Source organism: Okeania sp. SIO2F5, from assembly GCF_010692685.1.
GTDB classification, from domain to species: Bacteria; Cyanobacteriota; Cyanobacteriia; order Cyanobacteriales; family Microcoleaceae; genus Okeania; species Okeania hirsuta.
Window position 1 is genome coordinate 200,142 of record NZ_JAAHGU010000008.1, and the last position, 21,362, is coordinate 221,503.

A 21,362-nucleotide genomic window follows, 5' to 3' on the forward strand; every position below is an offset into this window, starting at 1 on the left:
GATCGAGAAATATTTCAAAAAATGTTATTGAATAGTTGAAAATTTCATTTTTAATCATAGTTTAATAATTATTGAATCTTGATTAAGCAATATTAAGTTTTGATAAATTGGCTAGCTATTGCCACAAATAAGCTGTATAAGTTAGTTTTAGTTTTAGGAGTTAATAATAATGACTATAAATATCGCCATAATAGCAGCGATCGCCTATGGTATATTAGCCATTGTTGGGGGCATTATTGGATATACGAAAGTAGGCAGCAAAATATCTTTAATATCTGGTAGTATCAGTGGTTTACTACTAATTGTTAGTGGAATTATTCAACTAATGGGCATGAATTGGGGTCTAATATTTTCTACCCTCATTACAACTATTCTAGTAATTACATTCATTATTCGTTTAGCAAAAACTCGTAAAATGATGCCTGCGGGATTAATGATTTTAACTGGAGTTGCTGCTGTAGCAGTTATGGTTTATGAAATTACCATAAACAATTCAGCCACAATTTAAAAAGAAACGTAAGTATTTAGCCGTCAGCTTTCAGCTCCATTAGAACTAATGACTATAGCCTTTAAAGCAGAAGTTACCATTGACAGATTTTATCTAATTAAAAATATGAATTAAAAGTTTCCCTAGTAACTTCTAAAGTCTTAAAAAATGCTTACTTCATTTATTAATCAAGATGAGAGCTGACCACTAATCACTGTTTGTGGAGCATTCAGGCACGGAAATCCTTATACCAATTTCATAAACTTGAGCTACTTAGGTTTGGAGTAGTCAGTAGTCAGTAGTCAGTAGTCAGGAGGTAAGGTGAGTAGCCTTACTTTTTGAATTTGGTATTACAAAGAAACAAAGAATATGGAAGAGATAAAAAAGTAGAAACTTGCTCAATAGACATATAGATATCTCCAGAAAAGAGATAACAGGTAACAGGAAGAAATAATAGAAATCATCAATTATTTCTCCCTACTCCCCTACTCCCCTACTCCCTGCTCCCTACTCCCTACTCCCTAAATTGGGATTAATCAACCCATTAGCCGTACCAAAAATATTAATTGGACTCTTACCATCAGTAATTAAAACACTCTGAAGACCAAGCCCCTACAACAACCTCGCCTGCATTTCTGGGCCATCTTGAGCGATCGCCCGAATTGTCTCAGCCCCCAAAGCCTCCACTTTTTGCTGAAACTCAGTAGCAGTAATTTCAGCCATTTGCCTTGCCTTCTCAATCTCTAAATTATTCAGTGTCTGCTGATGGGCTAACTCAGTCTCCTGACGCGCCCTCAACTGAGCCATCTCAGCCTCATGGCGAATCCGTGCTGCTTCTACTTCCTGCTGCGCCAAATTCACCGCCAACTGGCCTTGAAAAGGAGATAACATATAAGCTTGAGGTCCATTGACTAATTTTAGTTCCCCACTTTGAACATCCCGTACATATATACCTTCATTTTTGTCTAGGGGAATAGCCTGAAGTTTTTCTAATACTTCTAATTCCACTGGGGGAATATAATCTCTTGGCCCAGTAATCATCCATAAATCTCCTGGTTGCCGAGTAATAACGTTTGCTCCTGTTCCCTCGGTGAAAGTTTCCTCAACTCTGATTAGGAGTGCTTCTTGTTCACCAAGAATATAGACCTTTTTAATTCCTGTTTCTAAATCTTCTCCTGGGTGCAAAAAGAAAGATGTTCTGCCCTGACGCACTTCTTTCATACCCCACTGCGGTTTACCATCTGCATCTATGGGATTAGTTACTATGCACCATTCGCGATCGCTTAAAGTAGTGATTTTGACTTCTCCCACTACTTCTTCATAAACGTCGGGAATATGAATTTCAGCATCTGCAAAAGTAACTAACTATTCATCTCCCGCTTTGCGTTGCTGACCAAAAATATCAGTAAAAGTCCGTTTTGCTTTTAGATGTAGTGCTTGACGTTCGGTTAATACATAGGCATCAATAGTATCGACAATTTCTTCATCTACTCCAGGCAAATAAGCACCTTCTTCCCTGACCAACCATTATTCCCCAGTTCTACGTCTGTTACCTTGACGATCTATACAATTTTGTCGTGCCAGCAGTCGTAAGGCTTGGTTAGGTTTAATTATTTTAGCTATAACTGTGACTACCACTTCAACTTCTACCCTGGGAGTGTAAGTTCCTGGCCCCTCAAATAACCATTCATCCCCTGTCGTACGAGTGACAGTTTGAGACTCTCCTGCAACGGTGACTGTATCAGTAAAATCTCGTATTGCTTTGAGACGTAGAGTTTGGTTTGTGTCAATTACTTGTAGTTGAGTTACATCTTCTTCGAGTATTTCTCCTGGATATAGTGGGAAAGTGTCTTGAGCAAAGCGAATTTCCAGATCGCCATATTTGAGTCTAATTTAACCATACTCATCGGCCACAAGTTGATCTGAACTATTTCTTAGTACAGGGTTAGTTACTACACAATAATGGCGAGGTGGAACTACAATTGTCAGTTGTGGTTGTAAGACTAACCTTTCTGCATCTCCAAGGGTAATGGTTTGAGGGCCTATTTCTAGTCTGGTGACACCAGTGTTATTGTCAAGAACATGAATATACTGTTGTGGCTTCAGGAGAATTATACCATTGTTCTCTATTGTAATTGGATATTCTGTGGTACTTTTTATTTTACTCATAGTTTAATAGTTTTGTAACTAGGAATTTTAAGTTATTCATTATCCATTATTAATTATCTCTTACTATCGTCGCCAAATTTTAATAGTTCTGTCTTTACTACCACTAGCAATACTATTACCATCAGGACTAAAAGTAACTGTATAAATCTCATCTTTATGCCCGGTCAAAGTACTAACTAATTCTCCTGTTTCTAAATCCCATATCTTAATATTATTATCCTTACTGCCACTAGCAATATATCGACCATCTTCGCTAATATCAACAGATACAACTTCAGCAGTATGACCAAGAATAGTTTTGATTAATTCTCCTGTTTTTAAGCTCCAAATTTTAATAGTATTATCGTAACTCCCACTCACTATTTTTTCCCCATCTGGACTAATATCAACAGACCTAATTACTCCTTCATGTCCAGTCAATGTATTAATTAATTCTCCAGTATATAAATCTTCAATTTTTATAGTTTGATCTGCACTACCACTAACCAATATTCTGCCGTCAGGACTAATAGCAATAGAATAAACTACATCTGAGTGATCGGGGAAATTAAAAATTAAGAAACCTGTTTCTAAATCCCAAACTTTAACTGTTTTATCTCCACTAGCACTAGCAATTGTTTGATTATCAGAACTCATAGCAACTGACCAAACAGGTGCCCAATGTTCAAATACTCGAAATAATTCTCCTGTTTCCAAATTCCAGATCATTACTCTCCAATCATAAGTACCTACCACTAATTTAGTACCATTATTATTCAAAGCAACTGACCAAATTGGAGAATCATCTGCAGCTAATGTGTTGATAACTTTTCCTGTAGGAACTTCTAAAATTTTTACCGTTGTGTCTCTACTTCCAGTAACTAAAGTTTTGCCATTAGAACTAAATGCAAGAGTACCTATAGAAGCATTAAACCTAGACAAATCTTCAACTTGATAATTCTGCCAATTTATACCTTGTTGACAATTTTGTAAAAGAGATTGAGCTTCAGCAAAAATGCTAGATTTTTCACTAATTAAAGTTCCTTGATTAATACATTCTTCATAGTTGCGCTCTATGTATAAGTTTTTTACAAAATTAAATTTTGCCGATTCTTGTTCTTGCTGTTGTAATACTTGTTGTTGACGTAATTGTAAATAATTTTGGAATTTAAGATATCTATATATAGCAAAGATTATTACAATTAAGGTAGCGATAAATCCTAAAATCAACTGCCAGTTAAAAGATGATTGTTTGTTATTATTGCTAAATATTTTTTTAAATTTAGTAAGTAGAGATTTTGGTAAAACTCTGTTTTCTATTAATTCTATATCTTCTTGAGTTAGTCCTAAAATTTGCTGTAGACGCTCTAACTCCTGGCGAGTTTCTTGACTAAAAGGATATTCTTCCTGAATCGCAGCTTTTAATGTTTCTTCATATCTTTCTCCTTTCATCCGATATTTACGGTAAGGATTTAATACTTCATCCTCAATTATTTCCGTTTCTTCCCGGGAGAGTTCTAAACTTTCTCTAAGTTCATCTAAAATTCTTCTCCCGACAATAGAAATATCTCCTCTATCGCTAGCTCGACGAATAACCTCTTCCCGATAAATTTCTTTATTATCTGTAGCGAAACTTGGAAACTCATTAATTTTTTTTAAATCTGCTATAACTTCTGCTGCTGACTGGTAACGTTCGTGAAAGTTATAGCGCACCATTTTATCTAAAATATCTGCTAGAGAAGTAGAACAATTTGTTAGGTATCGCCAAAAAATCTCTTTTTTTTCACCATTTTCATTATCCTTTAGTTTCGATAATTCGCTGCTAGGCAATCCCGTAATTGCCTGAATGCCAATCATTCCTAAAGCATAAATATCACTATTGAATTGGGGATTATATTCAAATTGTTCAATTGGCATATATTCCATTGTGCCAATCCTAGCTGTACGATTTTGCTGACCAATATTAATTTCTTTAACAGCTCCAAAATCAATTAATACTAATTGATTATCCGATTTTCTTCTAATTAAATTAGCAGGCTTAATATCTCGATGAATAACACTATTTTCATGCACAAATACTAAAATTTCTAATACTTCATTGAGAATTAAAATTACTTGTTTTTCAGATAGGGGTTTACCTGGTAATATTTCATTGTCTAAAGATTGACCAGGAATAAAAGATTGAACTAGAAAAAACTCTCGATCTTCTTCAAAATATGCAAGTAGTTTAGGAATTCGATCATGTTGAGAAAGCTTTTCTAGCATCTGTGCTTCTTTTTGAAATCGATCGCGAACGATATTAATTAATCTTCGATCATAAATACTTGGTTGCAGATGCTTAATAAAACATTGTGCTTCTCCAGGACGACGAATGTCTAAGGCCAGATAAGCATGGCCAATTTCCCCTGATTCAATAATTTTAATAATTTGATAGCGTCCATCTAAAATATTACCAATCATCATTATTGTGGTAGAGCCTTTTTTAGTTGATTATGGCATGAAACAATTTACTCATTTTGACATCTACAATTATAAAAAAAATAGTTTTAATTAAGAATATTTTCCTGATTCCAAAACTGAAAATTAGAAGTTTAATTGTAACCCTTAATCATTAATTGATAGAGATATGTTACTCCAGAACACAAATTAATTCTGATAAAAAGTGTAATATAGAAACCAAAATAATAATTTTGGCCACTCAAAACAAAAGCACAATTTTAACAGTGCTATCATAGACAGAAGCAAAGCTAAAATCAGGTATAGGGAGTTAAGTGGATGAGCCATGAAATAATAGCAATTAGGAGACCTGTTAGACCAAAACAGCCTATTGAGCCAAATTCTCCAAAGGAGGCGCTTCACGAACAAATTGAGTCAAAAGTAGAAAAACCAAATTCAATAAAAAATAGCCCCTCATCAAGAACAGAAGGTACGAATGAAAGGCAATTAGGAAAACCAATAAGTAAATCAGAAAGACCCAAAAAACCAGGAAAACCAAAGCTAAAAGAATCTATCCAACAAGTCACCAATGCTAACGGAAAAGTTTTTAGTTCGGGGGATAAGATTTTAGTATCAGCACCCTGGAGTAGTATTGTAGAAGCTGAAATTACGGGTTTTTATAAAAGTCCTGGAGGTTCAATCTGGGCAATTTTTCTTCCCCAAGAATCTCTACCTAAGTGGAAGTGGGAAAAAGGTTGCATCCGAGCTGAATTATTAAAACAAGCATAATTAAGGCAAAAAAAATCTTAAATTCAGGATAATTTAGCATCTAAAAAAAATCCTAAAAAATATAACAGGATGATTTGGGTTGTGTAGAAAATATCCTGAATCAAATTAAGAGGAAACAGGGAAAAAATATCCTGAATAAAGGGAGGGGGGAGAGGATATATTTTAAACTTTTCTCCTGTTCCATAAATATTTAATCAAACTTGATATAACTGATACTAAATCTGATTTAGATAGGTTACTTGTTAAGGTAGTAAATATTTATCCAAATGGTTAAATTCAAACAAATCAATTTCTTAAAGTGCTGAAAGTGTTAGTTTTTCAGGAGTTAATTCTTGAGCAAATTGGAAAACAAAATTTTCTTGCTGTTTAGTTTCTATTGTGTATTGAAGAGTTTCTCTGACCTTAGCGATCGCCTCACTATCAGTTCCGGTGCTCCCTACTCCCTCTCTTGGTGAGCGTTCCTTGCCTTGGTCGATTGGATATGGCGTTAGCGCAACGGATCTGCCAGAGCGGGTTTCCTCGCCATTTCACCCTACGGGAAGCTCCAAAGATCGACCGCTTGCGTCTGTCGCACCCCGCGGGGTCGCACCGCTGCTCCCTACTCCCTAAATTTTTGATTGTGGTTATTCAAACAGACATGATATAATAGTAAAAATCCTTAAAAAAAATTTAGAGACGCGATCGCCCACATCTCTAAAATTACTATTCGACTATTTCAGCCAGAATTGATATCCTCTCGACGTTGCGCTTAGGCGACAACGTGGGATTCCTAACCATCACTGATTAGGTTTTTCTGTTCCCTCTTGCCTCCTCCGGAGGAGCTGCGCTAACAGAGGATCTGCCTCCGAGGTCTTTCCCTCTTTTTGGTCTTAAGGTCGCTCCACAGTACGTCACCAATCCGATGGCTCCCCTAGACACTGCTAGCCCAGTAGCCTCAATTTAAGTATTATAGCACATGGTTTGAAAAAAACCCAATATTGATTGGTTTTCCCATAGGATTATCCCGCACTCTCCTGAGGGCGGGTCTTCAACCAACGTTGAAATAAGTAACTTAATTATTGCGTGACACAGAAGCCTCTTCTACAAAATTGTCACCATCTCTCCTCTGATTTTTAGGAGAAGGTTTTTGATGACGAATCTTCGGTGAGCGTGGCTTTGGCTTTGGCTTCGGAGTTTCATAGACAGGGATTTCTTCCTCCTGAGCATAATCAGGCCCCATCCAAGCAGGACGAGTTTCATCATAAGCTATTTGTAAAGCTGCTGCAGCGATCGCATGGGGGTCATACTCTTCACCCAACTGAGCAATCAATGGTAAGAAAGAAGCCATTCGTTCCCCACTCAGAGCATCTCGTACCTTATTCTGTAACTTCTGCAACTGTCGGGCTTCAATTTGAGACCGCTTAGGAATCGAGCGAGTATCCAAACGTTGACGTAGATGACGTTCTATCAACCGTAACTTCCGCTTATCTAAAGGATTAATTAACGAAATCGCTGTACCTTCACGACCTGCACGACCTGTACGACCAATACGGTGAACATAATTTTCCACACTATCAGGTAAATCGTAGTTAATCACATGAGTTAAGTGGTCCACATCTAAACCACGAGCTGCAATATCAGTTGCCACTACCCAACGTACTTGTTGATTACGAAAGCGACTTAGCAACCGTTCTCGTTGGGATTGATTCAAGTTACCATGATATTCATCAACACTATGACCTGCTGACTGTAATTGGTTTGTTAGTTCAGCCGCTGCTTGCCTTGTCCGCACAAATATCAAAGCTGCTTCTGGGTCTTCGAGTTCTAGAACTGGCTGTAAGGCTTTAGCTTTCGGCCAACCACGAGGCACCATGTAAGCAATCTGAGAAATTCGCTTCGGAGTTGTCTTTTGTTGAGCAACTTTGACTGTTACTGGCGATCGCAAATATTTATTCACCAGTTTCTTGATTGAGTAGTCCATGGTAGCAGAGAAGAAAGCTGTTTGATGTTCAGTGGGTGCTGCATCCAAAATTCTTTCTACATCCTGAATAAAACCCATACTCAACATTTCGTCAGCTTCGTCTAAAACCATCATTTTCAAACTATCTAGTTTTAAACTATTGCGACTCAGCATATCCAGAATCCGTCCTGGCGTTCCAACTACGATATGAACACCTCTTTGAAGGCGCTGAATCTGACGTTCAATAGATTGACCGCCATAAACAGTTAAGACCTGTAATCGATGTTTCGTTGGACTCTTGTTATCCAAACCAGCAATTTGACGAATCGCTTCTGTAACTTGCAGCGCTAACTCACGAGTGGGAGTCAAAATCAAAGCTTGAACTGCCTTTGTCTCCAGGTCAATTCTCTCCAATATGGGTAACGAAAACGCTGCGGTTTTACCTGTTCCTGTTTGGGCTTGACCTACAATATCGGTTCCTGCCAGCAAATGAGGTATTGCTTGGACTTGAATCGGAGTAGGTTCAGTAAAACCAATTGTTTCCAGATGATTTACACGCTCTTGTGAAATTCCTAAATTTGCAAACGATAAATCCATTAATTCTCCTAAGTAAATTATTTGACATCTGGTTTTGTTACCCAACTTGGAGGCAGATTTATGCTCAACTATAGCTGCTTATCAGCCCTTGCTCACGATAAACCTGTAGTTATTTGGTAGGGCAATGCCTTTGCCAATCACAGTCTCTACTAAACTGATAGCATTAGAGTTAGTAGCTAAAATTTTAGTAGTGTCTGTGTGTTCTTAACGGCTAGGTTTTAACCTGAAGATCGACGACAGAATTAAAGGCAAAATGCCTGTTCCTTTTCTCCCTAGTTGGGTATAGTGAAGTACCTGCTGCTCTATAAAACTGGTACAAAGCGTCACATAAAGTGACAAATTGACGTTTACTTCTTGCTTCAACTGAGGCCGTCGGCGGTTACTCATCCACAAGTATTTACGGTCGAGCCGACCGCATCTCTCAAATTTATACTGGCGTTTAAATCTCCTCAAAAGGAGAATCCACGCAGCCACCCTGCTTCTCAAGGCGGATAAATTCTGATTTTTTTTGTAGAGGCTTTCCGATTTTACAGGCAGACAAACATGAACATTATTAAGTTATGTAGTTTGTCTGATTACCTGAACTACCGCTAGTACATATACTAGAAAATTTACATTGTTTCTAAGACCTTTTAAGTAGGTCAGGCAGGTTATCAACCACTACAATATCAACAATATAAGGATAAAGATATAGAGATTACTACCATCTCACAGATGTCAATCTCAGGAATTTTAAACCCCTGTGATTGAGCCTTCTTTCGTCTCACTCTTAAACCTATGGCTATAGACAGGAATTTCCTAGAGGGACTTTTTCCCAAAGATTAGAGCCTATATTTGGCGATCATTAAGCTGTTGTATATATCAAGTTATCGTTGGACAAAGGAAGAAAAAATGACCTTAATTTTGAGGTTTTCCATGTCCCCGCATATCTACCTAAGTTCCCGTAGGTATTTTATGATACTTAACAGCTTGCTTTGGGTACCTTGTCTTTATCTTCATAATCATTAACATAATAACAAATGACTTAACATTTGCCACATTTATTACATATTTTCCTGGAATTAACTTAATTTTTTAGATTTTGTACATTGATGTAGAGGTTTTGGGACATTATACACTTTTTACAGAAGTTACTTAAAAGTGATACAGGCGTTACATATAAAGTCTGTAAAGCAATCAAAGTTAAGAATAATTTCTGATGTATATATTGTAATGTGTTAAGATTTTAAGTTGGGCAAGAAGTCTAGTATAGTTTATATCTTCATAAGTATCATTTAGTTGCAAGACTTTATGTGTCTAATGATGCTTTGGCAATCCCTAAAAATTTACCCTACACTTCAACTGAATGACTAATTGCTTGATTTACTCAAATCTACATAACCATACAAATCGTAAACATCTGCATCTGTAATCATCACTGGCACAATTGAACCCAAACGAGCTTTACCTTGGAGATAAACAAGTCCATCCACTTCTGGAGAAAACCGTGGTGACCTACCAATCAACTCTCCTGTCTGAGGATTTTCCTGTTCAATCAGTACATCAACTACTTGTCCCACTGATTTTTGATTCTGTTTCCCAGATATGGGCTGCTGGACTTGCATAATTTCTTCTCTGCGGGCCTCCATCACCGCTTTGGGTAACTGATTAGGCAAAGTATAGGCGGGTGTTCCTTCTTCTGGAGAAAAAGTAAATACCCCAACATGATCAAACTCGTGGCGCTTGACAAATTCTACTAAATGTGCATGATGCTCTTCCGTTTCACCAGGGAAGCCCACTATAAAGGTTGTCCGCAACACGGCATTGGGCATAGCTGCTTTTATTTTTTCGATTATATCATCATTAACCCGACCTTGCCAAGGTCTATTCATGGCCTGCAATATTTGGGGATGAGAATGTTGTAAAGGCAAGTCTAGATAGGGTAAAATATTGGGAGTTTCTTGAATAGCAGCTATTACTTTGGGAGTCAAACCTGTAGGATAGGCATAGTGCATTCTAATCCAGGGTATATCAACTTTTCCTAGGGCGCGGAGAAGTTCGGCGAGTTTGGGTTCGCCATAAATATCGATTCCATAGTTAGTGGTTATTTGGGAGATGAGGATGATTTCTTTTACCCCTTGGTCTGCTAGTTGTTGAGCTTCAGTGACAATAGATTCTATGGTGCGCGATCGCTGATTTCCTCGTAGATGAGGAATAATACAAAAAGCACAACGATAATCACAACCTTCAGCTATTCGCACATAAGCAACTCCTTCGGATGTGGTGCGGTAACGTGGGGTTGTTTCATCGGCAATATAGGTGGGTTGAGGGGAGACTTCTGTGACGCGATCGCCTTTTTCTACCCGTTGCATCACATCAACTATTTTATGATAATCACCAGTCCCCACAACTGCTACTGCTTCTGGTAACTCTGCAAGTAATTCTTCTTGGAAGTGTTGCGCCATACAACCTGCGATGACTATTTTTTTGTTAGCTTCTGCTAATTCTACCAAAGTACGAACAGATTCTTCTCTGGCAGTTTGAATAAAACTACAGGTGTTAACGACTACATAATCTGCTAATTCTTCGTTAGCATCTACTTGATAACCCGCTTGTGCTAGTAAACCTATGATATGTTCGGTATCGATACGATTTTTTTCGCACCCTAAGTGAGAGAATGAAATGGTAGGTTTTGTAGACATTTAGAGTTCTGAGTTATTAATTTTGATCGGGAATAGTCTTTATAATATAGCATATTACCTATGGCCAAATAAGGTATGGCAGTCGAAGGAAAGGGTGCGAACAGATCGAGAGCTTAAAACTCAGACAACACAATATTTTTTCTTTTTCCTTCTTCCTTCTTTACTTCTTCCTTCTTCTTTCTGCTATAAAGCAAGTCAAAGGTCTTAAACAGACAAAAACTGGCATTAAATCCTAGAATTTGGCATCTGCCAGTCGAAAAATAAGAGTTAAAAATTAATATTGATTTTGTGAAGAAGTTCAAAGTTAATTAGCGGGTGTCAAAATAATTACTGTTCGCTGATTGACATCAGCAGCAGGATCGCTACCAGGGAGTGGTTGAGAAAATCCCATTCCTTTGCCAACAACCTGATATGGTAAATTCTGCTGTTTCAAATATTCGACTACTGCATTTGCTCGGTCTTGAGATATTTCTTGGTTTAACTGAGCACCACCGACCTGAGATGTATGACCTTCAACTCTAATCGTAACTTTATTAGGATCGTATTCTTTAATTTCTGAGATGAGACTATTTATAGTTTGCTCTGCTTGGGGAGATAATTCAAATTCATCAAATCCAAATTTTACTTGACCTAAAGTTTTGGCTTTACTCAAATTCTTGCCTTGTGGTTGAGATGTTGTAGATGTGTTAGTAGAGGTAGCAGCAGAAGTTTCGATTTCTGGCGATGATGTAGCAGTTGGTTGTGCAGTTCCAGATCCAGAGGTAGTAGTAATATTAGTAGTAGGTGATACGGTCGCAGATGGAGAAGTAGATACTGAGCTAGTAGTTGTTTCAGTGTCTGTGGTTTCTGTAGTTGTAGTTATAGACTCTGCTTCAGTGGTTGTTGTATCAGTTGTAATAGGAGTGGGAGACTCTGCTGTAGTAGTTGTTTCGGTTTCTGTGGTTTCTGTAGTTGTAGTTATAGACTCTGCTTCAGTGGTTGTTGTATCAGTTGTGATGGGAGTGGGAGACTCTGCTGTAGTAGTTGTTTCGGTTTCTGTAGTTTCTGTAGTTGTAGTTATAGACTCTGCTTCAGTGGTTGTTGTATCAGTTGTTTCAGTTTCTATTCTTTGTACTTGAGTAACTTCTGTTTTATCATCTACATCTTCAGTTTCAGTCAATTGAACATCAATAGTAGGTTTTTCAAAAGCTTTAGGACCTGCAAATGCCCAAGCACAAATCATCATAAAGCCCATACATCCTGCTAAGATACTAGGACTTAAAGTTTGTTGGTGATGTATTTTTTTTTCAGCAGTCATATCTAATAATATAGCTCCAAACTAGGTTGATCTGAAATAACTTCTATTAAACTAATATGATATTGATAGAATCAGCAACTGGCAAAAAATCCAAAATCATTGAGATTCTTGTTATTATTTATAGCAGCATTTTATGACAAATGGAATAAATCGTAAATTATTTTTTTTAAGTTCTTTATATCCTTTTAATATTACTATTTAATATTACTATATTCTAAATAAATTGGATTTTAATTGAAAATTAAATATCTTAAAGAGACGTTCCGCCAGAACGTCTCTAGAAAACTTGTATTGTTGTTAACTAGCCAACTGTATAAGCGGTACTAAGTCCCCACAAAAGAAGCAAGACTATTGCACCTAGAATCACAATCGCAGAAATGGCGATCGCGCTGGGAGTATCTGCTCCCTTAAATTTCATTATTCCACGGTCAAGGTCTGACATAATATTTATCTCCTAATTATGTTTTTGATTTTAGCTAAGATTTTCTGGAAATATGTCTATATTGCTACTATATTTTCTCCCATTTCTGTTTATGATTTGTCTCTAATATTAAAATAATAATAAAGATTGGCAATGGTCATATTTTAGGCCGTTTATAAATTAGATAATTCTATGATTTTGTCATCAGTGTTAATTAATTATTGACTGAGATCAGACTCAAATTGTTTCCTAATCTAATCAGGGGTGTTAAAAAAAGGGAAGATACTTCAGAATATGATAATTATTCTGGTAATTCTGAGCAGGTTAAAACTGAGGAGGAATCTGAGCAAATTAATGAAGTTTTGCATGTTTAAACAGCAGATTCTCAGGAGTTATCTCAAGATATTAGTTTGCTCAGGGATTTTTTATACTTATTTGTACGGTTCTCTTTACAATCCAAGGGCTTAATTTACTTTTTAAATGTTCGGGAAATTAAGAAGAATGGATTTTATGTTTTTTGAACGCAGCACATAAACAACCAGAATTAATGTTGATGATGATATTATTTATTCCAAGTATCACAGTTTCATTGTTTGTGATTTACTGGCTAATACTTCAGTTTATTAAAGCTCTGGCTTTGCTTAAGCAAAAGTTTCTTGAAATATACTTCTCCGACATTAACTTTAATCCCTTGTAATACCTGGGAAAAAACTTAGTTTCCGGAGATGAATAATCCAGAAATAGGAAGGTAAAAAACATCAAAAAATTCCCGAAAAAAAAATGATATAAATGTTAGGTAGATTGCCTTCTCTAAATATAGAAGCTAGAAATAAGAATTGTTTAGATAGATCGGTTCTGACAATATGTAGATAACGACTGTACAGATCTCTACATTTATAATGATAGCTTTTTGTCGAATATCTTTACTCACTAATAACTTTGATTCAGGTATAATAATAATATCTCAATAAAAGATTAAATATATATACCTATGGATACTGCAAAAATTAGCACCGAATCAGTAAAGTTACTATCTATTATTACTGGCAATAAACTAAGCAAAAGAGATATTAATCCACCAGTATTGTTTCTGGCAAATTTAGTCATCATATTGATAGGTGTTATTTATGCAGATGGGAAAGTAGCAGAGGAAGAAAGAGCAAGATTAAAAATTACCCTCCATAAATTTATCCCGCCGAAAGGAAATATCTTGGAATTAACTAAGTTAATGATTAAAGGAGTATCAAAGCAACATCTTTACAAAAAAATTGAGGCGATTTTGACATTAACTTATCCTCTGTCTCCTCCAGAAAAATTGTTATTAATTTGCTTTGGTTATGAGATGTCTGCTGCTGATGGAAATATTGATGTACGAGAAAAAAAATATTTGGAAATTATTAGTCGTAAGTTAGGCATTAAAACCAAACATTTGCAGGTATTAGAAGCAGGATTTACTCATCAAGAAAATTTCGCCCATAAGGCAATGGAGGAAGTGGCATATTTACTCAATCCAGCACGTTTCCATCAGTTAGATAATATTTTTGTCAAAGCTGCTAGTGAAATGCTAAATTCACTCTTACCCAACTACAATCAAAATCAAAACAAAAAAAATCAGCCTCAACAAACTGTTGTTTATCAAAGATTAAAAGAGTTTCAAAAATATAAACAACAATTGCATAATCTTTGCTCCGAAATTTATCAAATAGTTACAGTATCAACTGAGAGAGATTTACTGCCCAATACTTTAATATCTGAAGTAAATAAAATATTAAAAAAATTCCAATCCCAAAAATTCCGAGTTGCAGTGGTTGGAGAATTTAGTCAAGGTAAATCAACCTTATTAAATGCTTTGTTAGGAGAAGAAATTCAACCAGTCAGAGAAATTCCTTGCAGTGGCACAGTTACAGTTTTAAAATATGGCGAACAAAAGCGGGTAATTTGTCGTGATAAAAATGGTAATGAGATAGAAATTTCTTTAGCAGAATATCAGGAAAAATCTACTATTTCAGAATCAGCAGCTTTAGGAGATATGAGTCAAGAATTAGCACACTCAGAGATAGAATCAATATTTTTTGAACATCCAGATTTAGAGTTATGTAAAAGTGGGGTAGAAATTATTGATTCTCCTGGTTTAAATGAAAATCCTAACCGTACAGCTATTACTCAAAAACTATTAGAAGATACTGATGCAGTGATTTTCTTAACTAATGCTTCTCGACCATTAACTCAAGGGGAACAAGAGTTAATTCAAAGTATAAAGTTGCAGTTAAATGGGAATCAAATTAATTTACCTGCAGATAATTTATTTGTGTTGGTGAATTTTCTAGATTTGGTCAGGAGTGAAAAAAGCCGTCAGCAAATTAGGCAACGATTAGAAAATTTTGTATTTGGTGAAAAACCGATTATTTCTACTAATAGTCATTTACATTTTATTTCTGCTCAAGCTGCTTTAGATGCAATTTTAGAGAGTGAAGAAAATGAATATTTAACCTCTTTTAATAATTTTACAAAGTCCATAGAAAAGTTTCTGACTATTGAGCGAGGTGTTGTGGAATTTCAGCAGTTTGTAACTAAGATGAATAGTTTAATTTCTGAGTCAATAAAAGGATTAGAACAAGCAGAAAAAATTTTAGATGGTCAGGTGTATTTGCCGGAAGAGGCAAAACAGAAAATATTGGAAAAAATAGGGGAAGCTAGTGAAGGGGATGTGAAAATTTTATCAACTACTGAAAAACTGAAAGATAAGAGTATTAAAAAAGTGGCTGAAGCATGGGTTCAATGGACAGAAGGATTGAGCGATCACTTATCTGAAAAAATTAATGAATGGGATTCAGAACATTCACCTCTTTGGGATAAGGAAAAAGTTATCAAAGATTATGCTGAAGGATTTACAAGTTCTCTTTCTACAGAATTAGAAAATTGGGGTAATACAGAAGTCAAGAAAATTGTGGTGAATAATTTACAGATTTTAAGTAAAGAAGTTTGTCAAAACTTAGAGGTTGTTAGAATGAATTTACAAGAGGTTGATGAGCAAATAAATTCTAATTTGAATGAGCAATTTAATTTGGCAATTAAAAATATTAAAGTAGATGGATTAGATATAAATTCTGTAATTAAGTTAGAAGAGTATGATGATAATGGAGGTGCTTTATGGGAAGGATTACAATTAGGTAGTCTCACGGCAGGTGCATTATTTATGTTTACAGGATTGGGAATTTTGCCTATTATTATAGCTGGGGGAGCAGTGGCTTTGATTAGCTCATTTTTTGGTATTGGTGGTGATGAAGAAAAAGCAGATATGAAAATTAAACAACAAGTTTATAATGTGGGTTTTCAAAAGTTTCAGGAGTCTTCTGAAGAAATACTTGATAAGGTTTGTGACAATATTGCTGAAGTTTTCTATACTCAGTTTAAATCTGTAAGTACGGTAATTGAACAGGCAATCTTGCTTTACGAAAATATCCTGGAACAACAAGATAAAGCTCACAAAGAAACTCAGTCACAACTACAAGTTGAAAAAGTATTTATATCCACTAAACAACAGCAACTTAAACAAATACAAAGCCGACTTGAAATAATCTTAACTCAAATTAGTGGGAGTAAATAAACTGCTATTGACTGAAATGAAAAGTCCTCAATAATTTATTTACTAGAAAAGGCGATCGCTCAAATTATTCAGCGGGGGAGTAGAGGAGAATTCAACAATTAATAATTAATAATTACCTCTCCTTAAAAAGAAGAGGATTGACGCTGAAGGAATTTTTTTTCTTTTTTCTCCTTTAAAGGAGAGGCTTTTAATCTTAATTATTCGGTAAATACAAGAGTAATTAACAATAACTGGTTAATAATTACTAAAAGTTTATTCAGTATATAGCGTTTTTCAAATTAGTGAGATACAGTTGTTTTTCTTTTTTTCTATCCCCTGTTTCTCGAATTACTACTCCCTACTCCCTACTCCCTACTCCCTAAAACAAACGAATTTTGTACCTCACCAATATGAGAATTGCTATATGTTAATTAATTAATAATTGAAGTGTTACTTAAGTATAGTATTTTTTATTTCAAATTGGTATAAAAGTGGGTAGGGAATAGTAAGTAGAAGAATATCCACGCCCTATTTGCGTAGTGCTATATTTATTCAAATTGTATAATTCAGAGGAATAAAATCAAATGAGTCGCAAGAAACCTTTTTCTCCAGAAGAGTTTAAACTGCTATATTCTCAAGTTCCTAGATTAGTTGTAGAAGTAGTTGTGAAAACTGATTTAGGTGTGGCATTAACTCTTAGAAAAGATGCTGCATGGAATAATCTGTGGCATATTCCTGGAGGTACGGTTTTTTATCAAGAATATATTGAAGATGCTATTCAAAGAATTGCCGTAGAAGAGTTGAGTATTACAGTTACAAAACAACAGTTATTAGGATATTTAGAATATCCGAGTGAAGAAAAACAACGTGGTTTTGGTTGGTCTGTAGGATTAGTATTTTTATGTACTCCTAATTCTCCGCTCCCGACCGAAAATCAAGAAGGAGAAAAAATTCAAATTTTCGATTATGTTCCTGAAAATATTGTTGAAGAACACAAAAAAATTTTGACTCAAGTTTTATCGACTTAAGAGGAAACAGAAAACCAGAAATTTATATTCTTAAAAATTAGAAATTAACTACACTGTGTTACAGGTTGAGAGTATTAGATAGGGAAAAAGATTACCAAATAATGAATAATTAGGATTTGCTGAAAAAGTATTATGATTGAGGTTAGGAGTCAGGATAAATAGGAATTATAGAGTAGGTATGAGTAAGAATTGTCCCTATATTTTTCTGCCCAACTCTTGCACAAAATGCTAACTTTTTGAGCTTGAGCAACCGAAAAGCTGGCACTTTTTTTCAGCCTAAAACAGTTAAAAACTTTATCTATCAATCCTTTGATATTTAATCAGCAAGTCCTAATTATTCATTAAAGTTTAAATTCAGATTCCCCACGTCAATTTGTTACATAAAAAGTTTGCTGAAAAAGTCTTTTAGTAGGCGTAGGAGACAACCCACCCCTAACCCCTCCCAGGAGGGGAGAAATGGGAATGATCCAGGAGGTAGGATTCAACAATTAAGAATTAATAATTAATAATTACTTCTCTTTGAAAGCAGATAGGATTGACTCAAAGGAAAATTTTTTTCTCCTTTAAAGATAATAAAGCTGATACCTGATAGCTGACTGCTGTTTGCGCAGCATTCCGCAAGAAATGCTTACAACTGTATTGACTTATAAATAGGGAGTATCGGAAATATTTCTCGTTGAGAAGAGGCTTCAAACCCAAATTTTTCGGTGAATATGGGGGCAATTTTCTACCTTTTTCCCTATTGTATTTCTCGAACTCCTAACTCTTGACTCCTTTGCCAAAAACCCTTACCTTTGCAAAGATATCTAAGGGTTCTTTCATTAATGGATAATTGATAATTGATAATTACCTCTCCCTTTTAGGGAGAGGATTGACCAATAAGGAAAGAATTTATTTTTTCCCTTTGAAAGGGGAGACTTTCAACCTGAATTATTTAATTATTTAATTATTTAATTATTAATTATTCGGTCATACCAGAATACGCGATAAATTTTGGCTACAAATAATAGAAAATTGTGATGATAATTTCTCTATATTATTGCTCTTTTCTTACTTCATTCTACTTCTTCCTTACTCCTTATCAAAAAACTAAATATTACAAAAATTTCAACTTAGATAATTAACCTTTTCTTGACTACCTTCTACTATAGCAATCAGGAATCAGTTGTGAGAATTGAGTTATTCCTTAAAAATATAGAATATAGCAATTATGATATTCATATGATACGTTTTTTTCTTCTTATCTGTTGCCTGTTCCCTGTTGCCTGTTCCCTAAAAGTTTCCAATATCTCACAACTCAAATCATATTGCTATATAAACTTACTGTCGCGATCGCAATTGCTTTACTATTACGATCTACTTTTATTATCCAAAATCTAAAAATAGTAAATTCTTGATTATATATTACTCAGTGTAATATGTATGTAATATAATTGATATAGCACTACGCAAATAGGTTAGGAAATTTATAAATACTCAAAGTTAGTCAGGGATTACTTCTAACTTTTGTAGGGGCAAATGGCCATTCGCCCCTGCTGACTTCTGACTTGCGTAGCGCCATAGCTGTGCCTCTAAAATATTTGATAGTAGAATTATGGCAACTTTTCGGGACATCATTAAATACTACCAGGCATATCTACCACTTTCCATCTTAGGTATCGGAGCATCTAGCACTCTCGAACTAATTGATTTAATAGTTCCTTATGCCATCGGTCAGACTTTGAACATACTTTCAGACCGCTCTACAGACTGGCCAATGGAAAACTTGATTGGAGCAGTCTCCAATGTAACTGGACTACCAACTAATCAACTATTATCCCTATCAGTGACATTAGGACTAATATTTTTAGTCAGCATCACCAAAGGTCCAACTATGGCTTGGTTAGGACACTGGTATCACTGGGTAGTTCCTCTAAAAGCACGTCGAGACCATTTCCAAAACGCCGTCAAAAAAATCCTCACCCTACCTATAGAATTTTATGATGAAAATAACCCAGGACGGATAGCTAACCGTATTTCTAAAGGAGTCTTAAACCACACTTGGACTTATCCTGAAATTGCTGGTGTATTAATACCCAAATTAGTGCGTGTAGTTGGAATTTTTATCGTCATCTGTTTAATAGAATGGCAGATTGCTATTCTATTCTTAATTTCTTTTATCTTTATCCTCAGCTTTACTATCAAAACTCTTCAAAATCTTGCCAAAACAGAAGTAACTTTTGATAAGTATGAAGAAAACACAGAAAGTCGCAACTCAGAAATTATTACCAATATTAAAACAGTCAAAGCATTTGCCACAGAAACTCAAGAACTGCGCAAACAAACTACCCGAATTAACCGCGCTCTCAAATTTATTATCTATCGAATTCATCGAGGCTATGTTTGGCTATCTATGTATCAGACAACAGTTGTTCAATTTTGCCTTTTCTTCATTCTAGGTTTAACATTATCAGCAACATTGTCTGGCGAAATTTCTCTAGGATATTTCGTGACTGTATATACACTAGCAAGTATGGCTTATGCAGAGATAACTCCTATTAGTCAGCTAACTGAAGAATTTGTCCGTCGCTATGCTTCAATGATTCGTTTCCATGAATTTATGAAGTTACCTATAGGTTCTGATGCTGCTAATTTATCAGGAAAAATAACCAGCTACTCACAGATTAATGCCTATAAATTTACAGGAAAAGTTGAGTTATCTAATTTAAGTTTTGGTTACAACCCAAACCAACTTGTTTTACAGGATATAAATCTCTTAATTACACCTTGCCAAACAGTCGCTTTAGTCGGAAAATCTGGCTCAGGAAAATCTACTTTAGTCAAATTAATATTTAGATATTTTCAACCAAATCAAGGGAAAATTTTAATTGATGGAGAAGATATTAATACTCTGGATATTACAGGTTATCGACGTAGATTAGCAATTGTTCATCAAGAAGTAGATATATTCAATGGCACTCTATTAAGTAACTTGACTTACGGTAATCCTCAAGCAACTTTTGCCCAAGTTAAAGATGCTTGTAAAATTGCTAAAGCTGATGAATTTATTGAACAAATGCCTCAAGGTTACTATACAGTTGTTGGTGAAAGAGGAATGCGATTATCCGGTGGTCAACGACAACGTATAGGAATTGCTAGGGCATTATTAGTAGACCCAGATGTGCTAATTTTTGATGAGGCAACTTCAAGTTTGGACTATGAAAGTGAGCGATCGATTCAGTTAGCAATGCGTAATATTTTTGGTACTCGCACTACAATTATTATTGCCCATAGATTAAGTACAGTTAGGGAGGCGGATAAAATCGTAGTTCTTGACCAAGGTAAAATTGTCGAAGTTGGTAGTCACGAAGAATTATTAGCTCAAAAAGGTATTTATAGACGACTACATTCATTGCAAGAGACTGGAGAATTAATAGCTTAAGTTTGGCAGGAGGAAACAAGAAAAAAAGTGTCTACTTTCGTAGCATGATCTAGTACACTGACACATCTAAAATGGTGCAATAAATATAGGTTGGGTTGCGGGACGTTAGCGGAAGCAAGCTACAACCCAACCTACATTTTTAGGCATGTCGGTCCACTAGGAAAAGTTAGTCCAAAAAAGAGAATAACTTCAATCTCCTAAAAATGACTAATACCCTTGATATTTAAGTATTTATGCCTTTTTTAGATCAAACCGTCTGCCTGTATATATTTGAGTCTATTCCATCGCTCTGTTTTGTCTAAGTCCCACTAATATCAATTTTATAAATATTTGCTACAAATGACTGAGCTTTTTACCCGGAGTTAGGACTCAGAATCGGGAGTCATAATAATGGCTTTAATACCATTTTTAAGTCGAAAATTCTCTTTTTTGTCAAAGGCATATCTGCTACAAAGTATGCACTATCACACTTATTATTTGTAACATTATTTTTTTAATTGGTACAACTACTATTTCTCCCTGTTGCCTGTTG

General features: G+C 35.4%; 13 protein-coding genes and 1 pseudogene. 5 read left to right on the forward strand and 9 right to left on the reverse strand.

What is annotated here, in order from left to right; all coding sequences use genetic code 11:
• Window positions 1-175: 175 nt before the first annotated feature.
• Window positions 176-508, forward strand: coding sequence for a TMEM14 family protein (locus F6K27_RS06035; RefSeq protein WP_124144439.1), 333 nt, complete (start codon window positions 176-178; stop codon window positions 506-508).
• A 591-nt stretch (window positions 509-1,099) separates the two neighbouring features.
• On the opposite strand, the gene F6K27_RS06040 is transcribed toward F6K27_RS06035, so the two are convergent.
• The 5 genes and pseudogenes from F6K27_RS06040 to F6K27_RS06060 form a co-directional block, all read right to left on the reverse strand.
• Window positions 1,100-1,798 carry a hypothetical protein gene (locus F6K27_RS06040; RefSeq protein WP_287274501.1) on the reverse strand — a complete coding sequence of 233 codons (699 nt, stop codon included), beginning with the start codon at window positions 1,796-1,798 and terminating at the stop codon, window positions 1,100-1,102.
• Between the two features lie 54 nt (window positions 1,799-1,852).
• Window positions 1,853-2,011, reverse strand: a complete 159-nt coding sequence (locus tag F6K27_RS06045) for a hypothetical protein (RefSeq protein WP_287274503.1) — start codon at window positions 2,009-2,011, stop codon at window positions 1,853-1,855.
• Window positions 2,012-2,014: 3 nt separating this feature from the next.
• Window positions 2,015-2,125 carry a hypothetical protein gene (locus F6K27_RS06050; protein WP_240038895.1) on the reverse strand — a complete coding sequence of 37 codons (111 nt, stop codon included), beginning with the start codon at window positions 2,123-2,125 and terminating at the stop codon, window positions 2,015-2,017.
• Between the two features lie 24 nt (window positions 2,126-2,149).
• A pseudogene (locus tag F6K27_RS06055) lies at window positions 2,150-2,656 on the reverse strand (colicin uptake protein); the annotation flags it as partial.
• Window positions 2,657-2,719: 63 nt separating this feature from the next.
• The gene (locus F6K27_RS06060; RefSeq protein WP_287274574.1) at window positions 2,720-5,095 is read right to left on the reverse strand and encodes a protein kinase; all 2,376 of its coding nucleotides are present in this window, start codon (window positions 5,093-5,095) and stop codon (window positions 2,720-2,722) included.
• Window positions 5,096-5,410: 315 nt separating this feature from the next.
• On the opposite strand from F6K27_RS06060, the gene F6K27_RS06065 reads away from it, so the two are divergent.
• Window positions 5,411-5,860: a hypothetical protein gene (locus F6K27_RS06065; protein ID WP_124144433.1), complete on the forward strand. Its 450-nt coding sequence runs from the start codon at window positions 5,411-5,413 to the stop codon at window positions 5,858-5,860.
• A gap of 1,051 nt (window positions 5,861-6,911) precedes the next feature.
• Here the strand turns inward: F6K27_RS06065 and F6K27_RS06070 are convergent.
• From F6K27_RS06070 to F6K27_RS06085, 4 genes are all read right to left on the reverse strand, one after another.
• Window positions 6,912-8,396 (reverse strand): DEAD/DEAH box helicase, encoded by a 1,485-nt coding sequence (locus F6K27_RS06070; RefSeq protein WP_287274505.1) that lies wholly within the window; start codon window positions 8,394-8,396, stop codon window positions 6,912-6,914.
• A 1,349-nt stretch (window positions 8,397-9,745) separates the two neighbouring features.
• Window positions 9,746-11,077, reverse strand: coding sequence for a 30S ribosomal protein S12 methylthiotransferase RimO (gene rimO / locus F6K27_RS06075; protein ID WP_287274507.1), 1,332 nt, complete (start codon window positions 11,075-11,077; stop codon window positions 9,746-9,748).
• 304 nt (window positions 11,078-11,381) lie between these two features.
• Window positions 11,382-12,374 (reverse strand): OmpA family protein, encoded by a 993-nt coding sequence (locus F6K27_RS06080; protein ID WP_124154420.1) that lies wholly within the window; start codon window positions 12,372-12,374, stop codon window positions 11,382-11,384.
• A gap of 301 nt (window positions 12,375-12,675) precedes the next feature.
• Complete coding sequence (locus tag F6K27_RS06085) at window positions 12,676-12,816, reverse strand: hypothetical protein (protein WP_287274509.1); 141 nt, start codon at window positions 12,814-12,816, stop codon at window positions 12,676-12,678.
• A gap of 970 nt (window positions 12,817-13,786) precedes the next feature.
• On the opposite strand from F6K27_RS06085, the gene F6K27_RS06090 reads away from it, so the two are divergent.
• The 3 genes from F6K27_RS06090 (at window position 13,787) to F6K27_RS06100 (ending at window position 20,830) form a co-directional block, all read left to right on the forward strand.
• Window positions 13,787-16,402, forward strand: coding sequence for a dynamin family protein (locus tag F6K27_RS06090; protein ID WP_287274510.1), 2,616 nt, complete (start codon window positions 13,787-13,789; stop codon window positions 16,400-16,402).
• A gap of 563 nt (window positions 16,403-16,965) precedes the next feature.
• The gene (locus F6K27_RS06095) at window positions 16,966-17,409 is read left to right on the forward strand and encodes an NUDIX hydrolase (RefSeq protein ID WP_124144910.1); all 444 of its coding nucleotides are present in this window, start codon (window positions 16,966-16,968) and stop codon (window positions 17,407-17,409) included.
• A 1,594-nt stretch (window positions 17,410-19,003) separates the two neighbouring features.
• Window positions 19,004-20,830, forward strand: coding sequence for an ABC transporter ATP-binding protein (locus tag F6K27_RS06100; RefSeq protein ID WP_287274511.1), 1,827 nt, complete (start codon window positions 19,004-19,006; stop codon window positions 20,828-20,830).
• Window positions 20,831-21,362 lie beyond the last annotated feature (532 nt).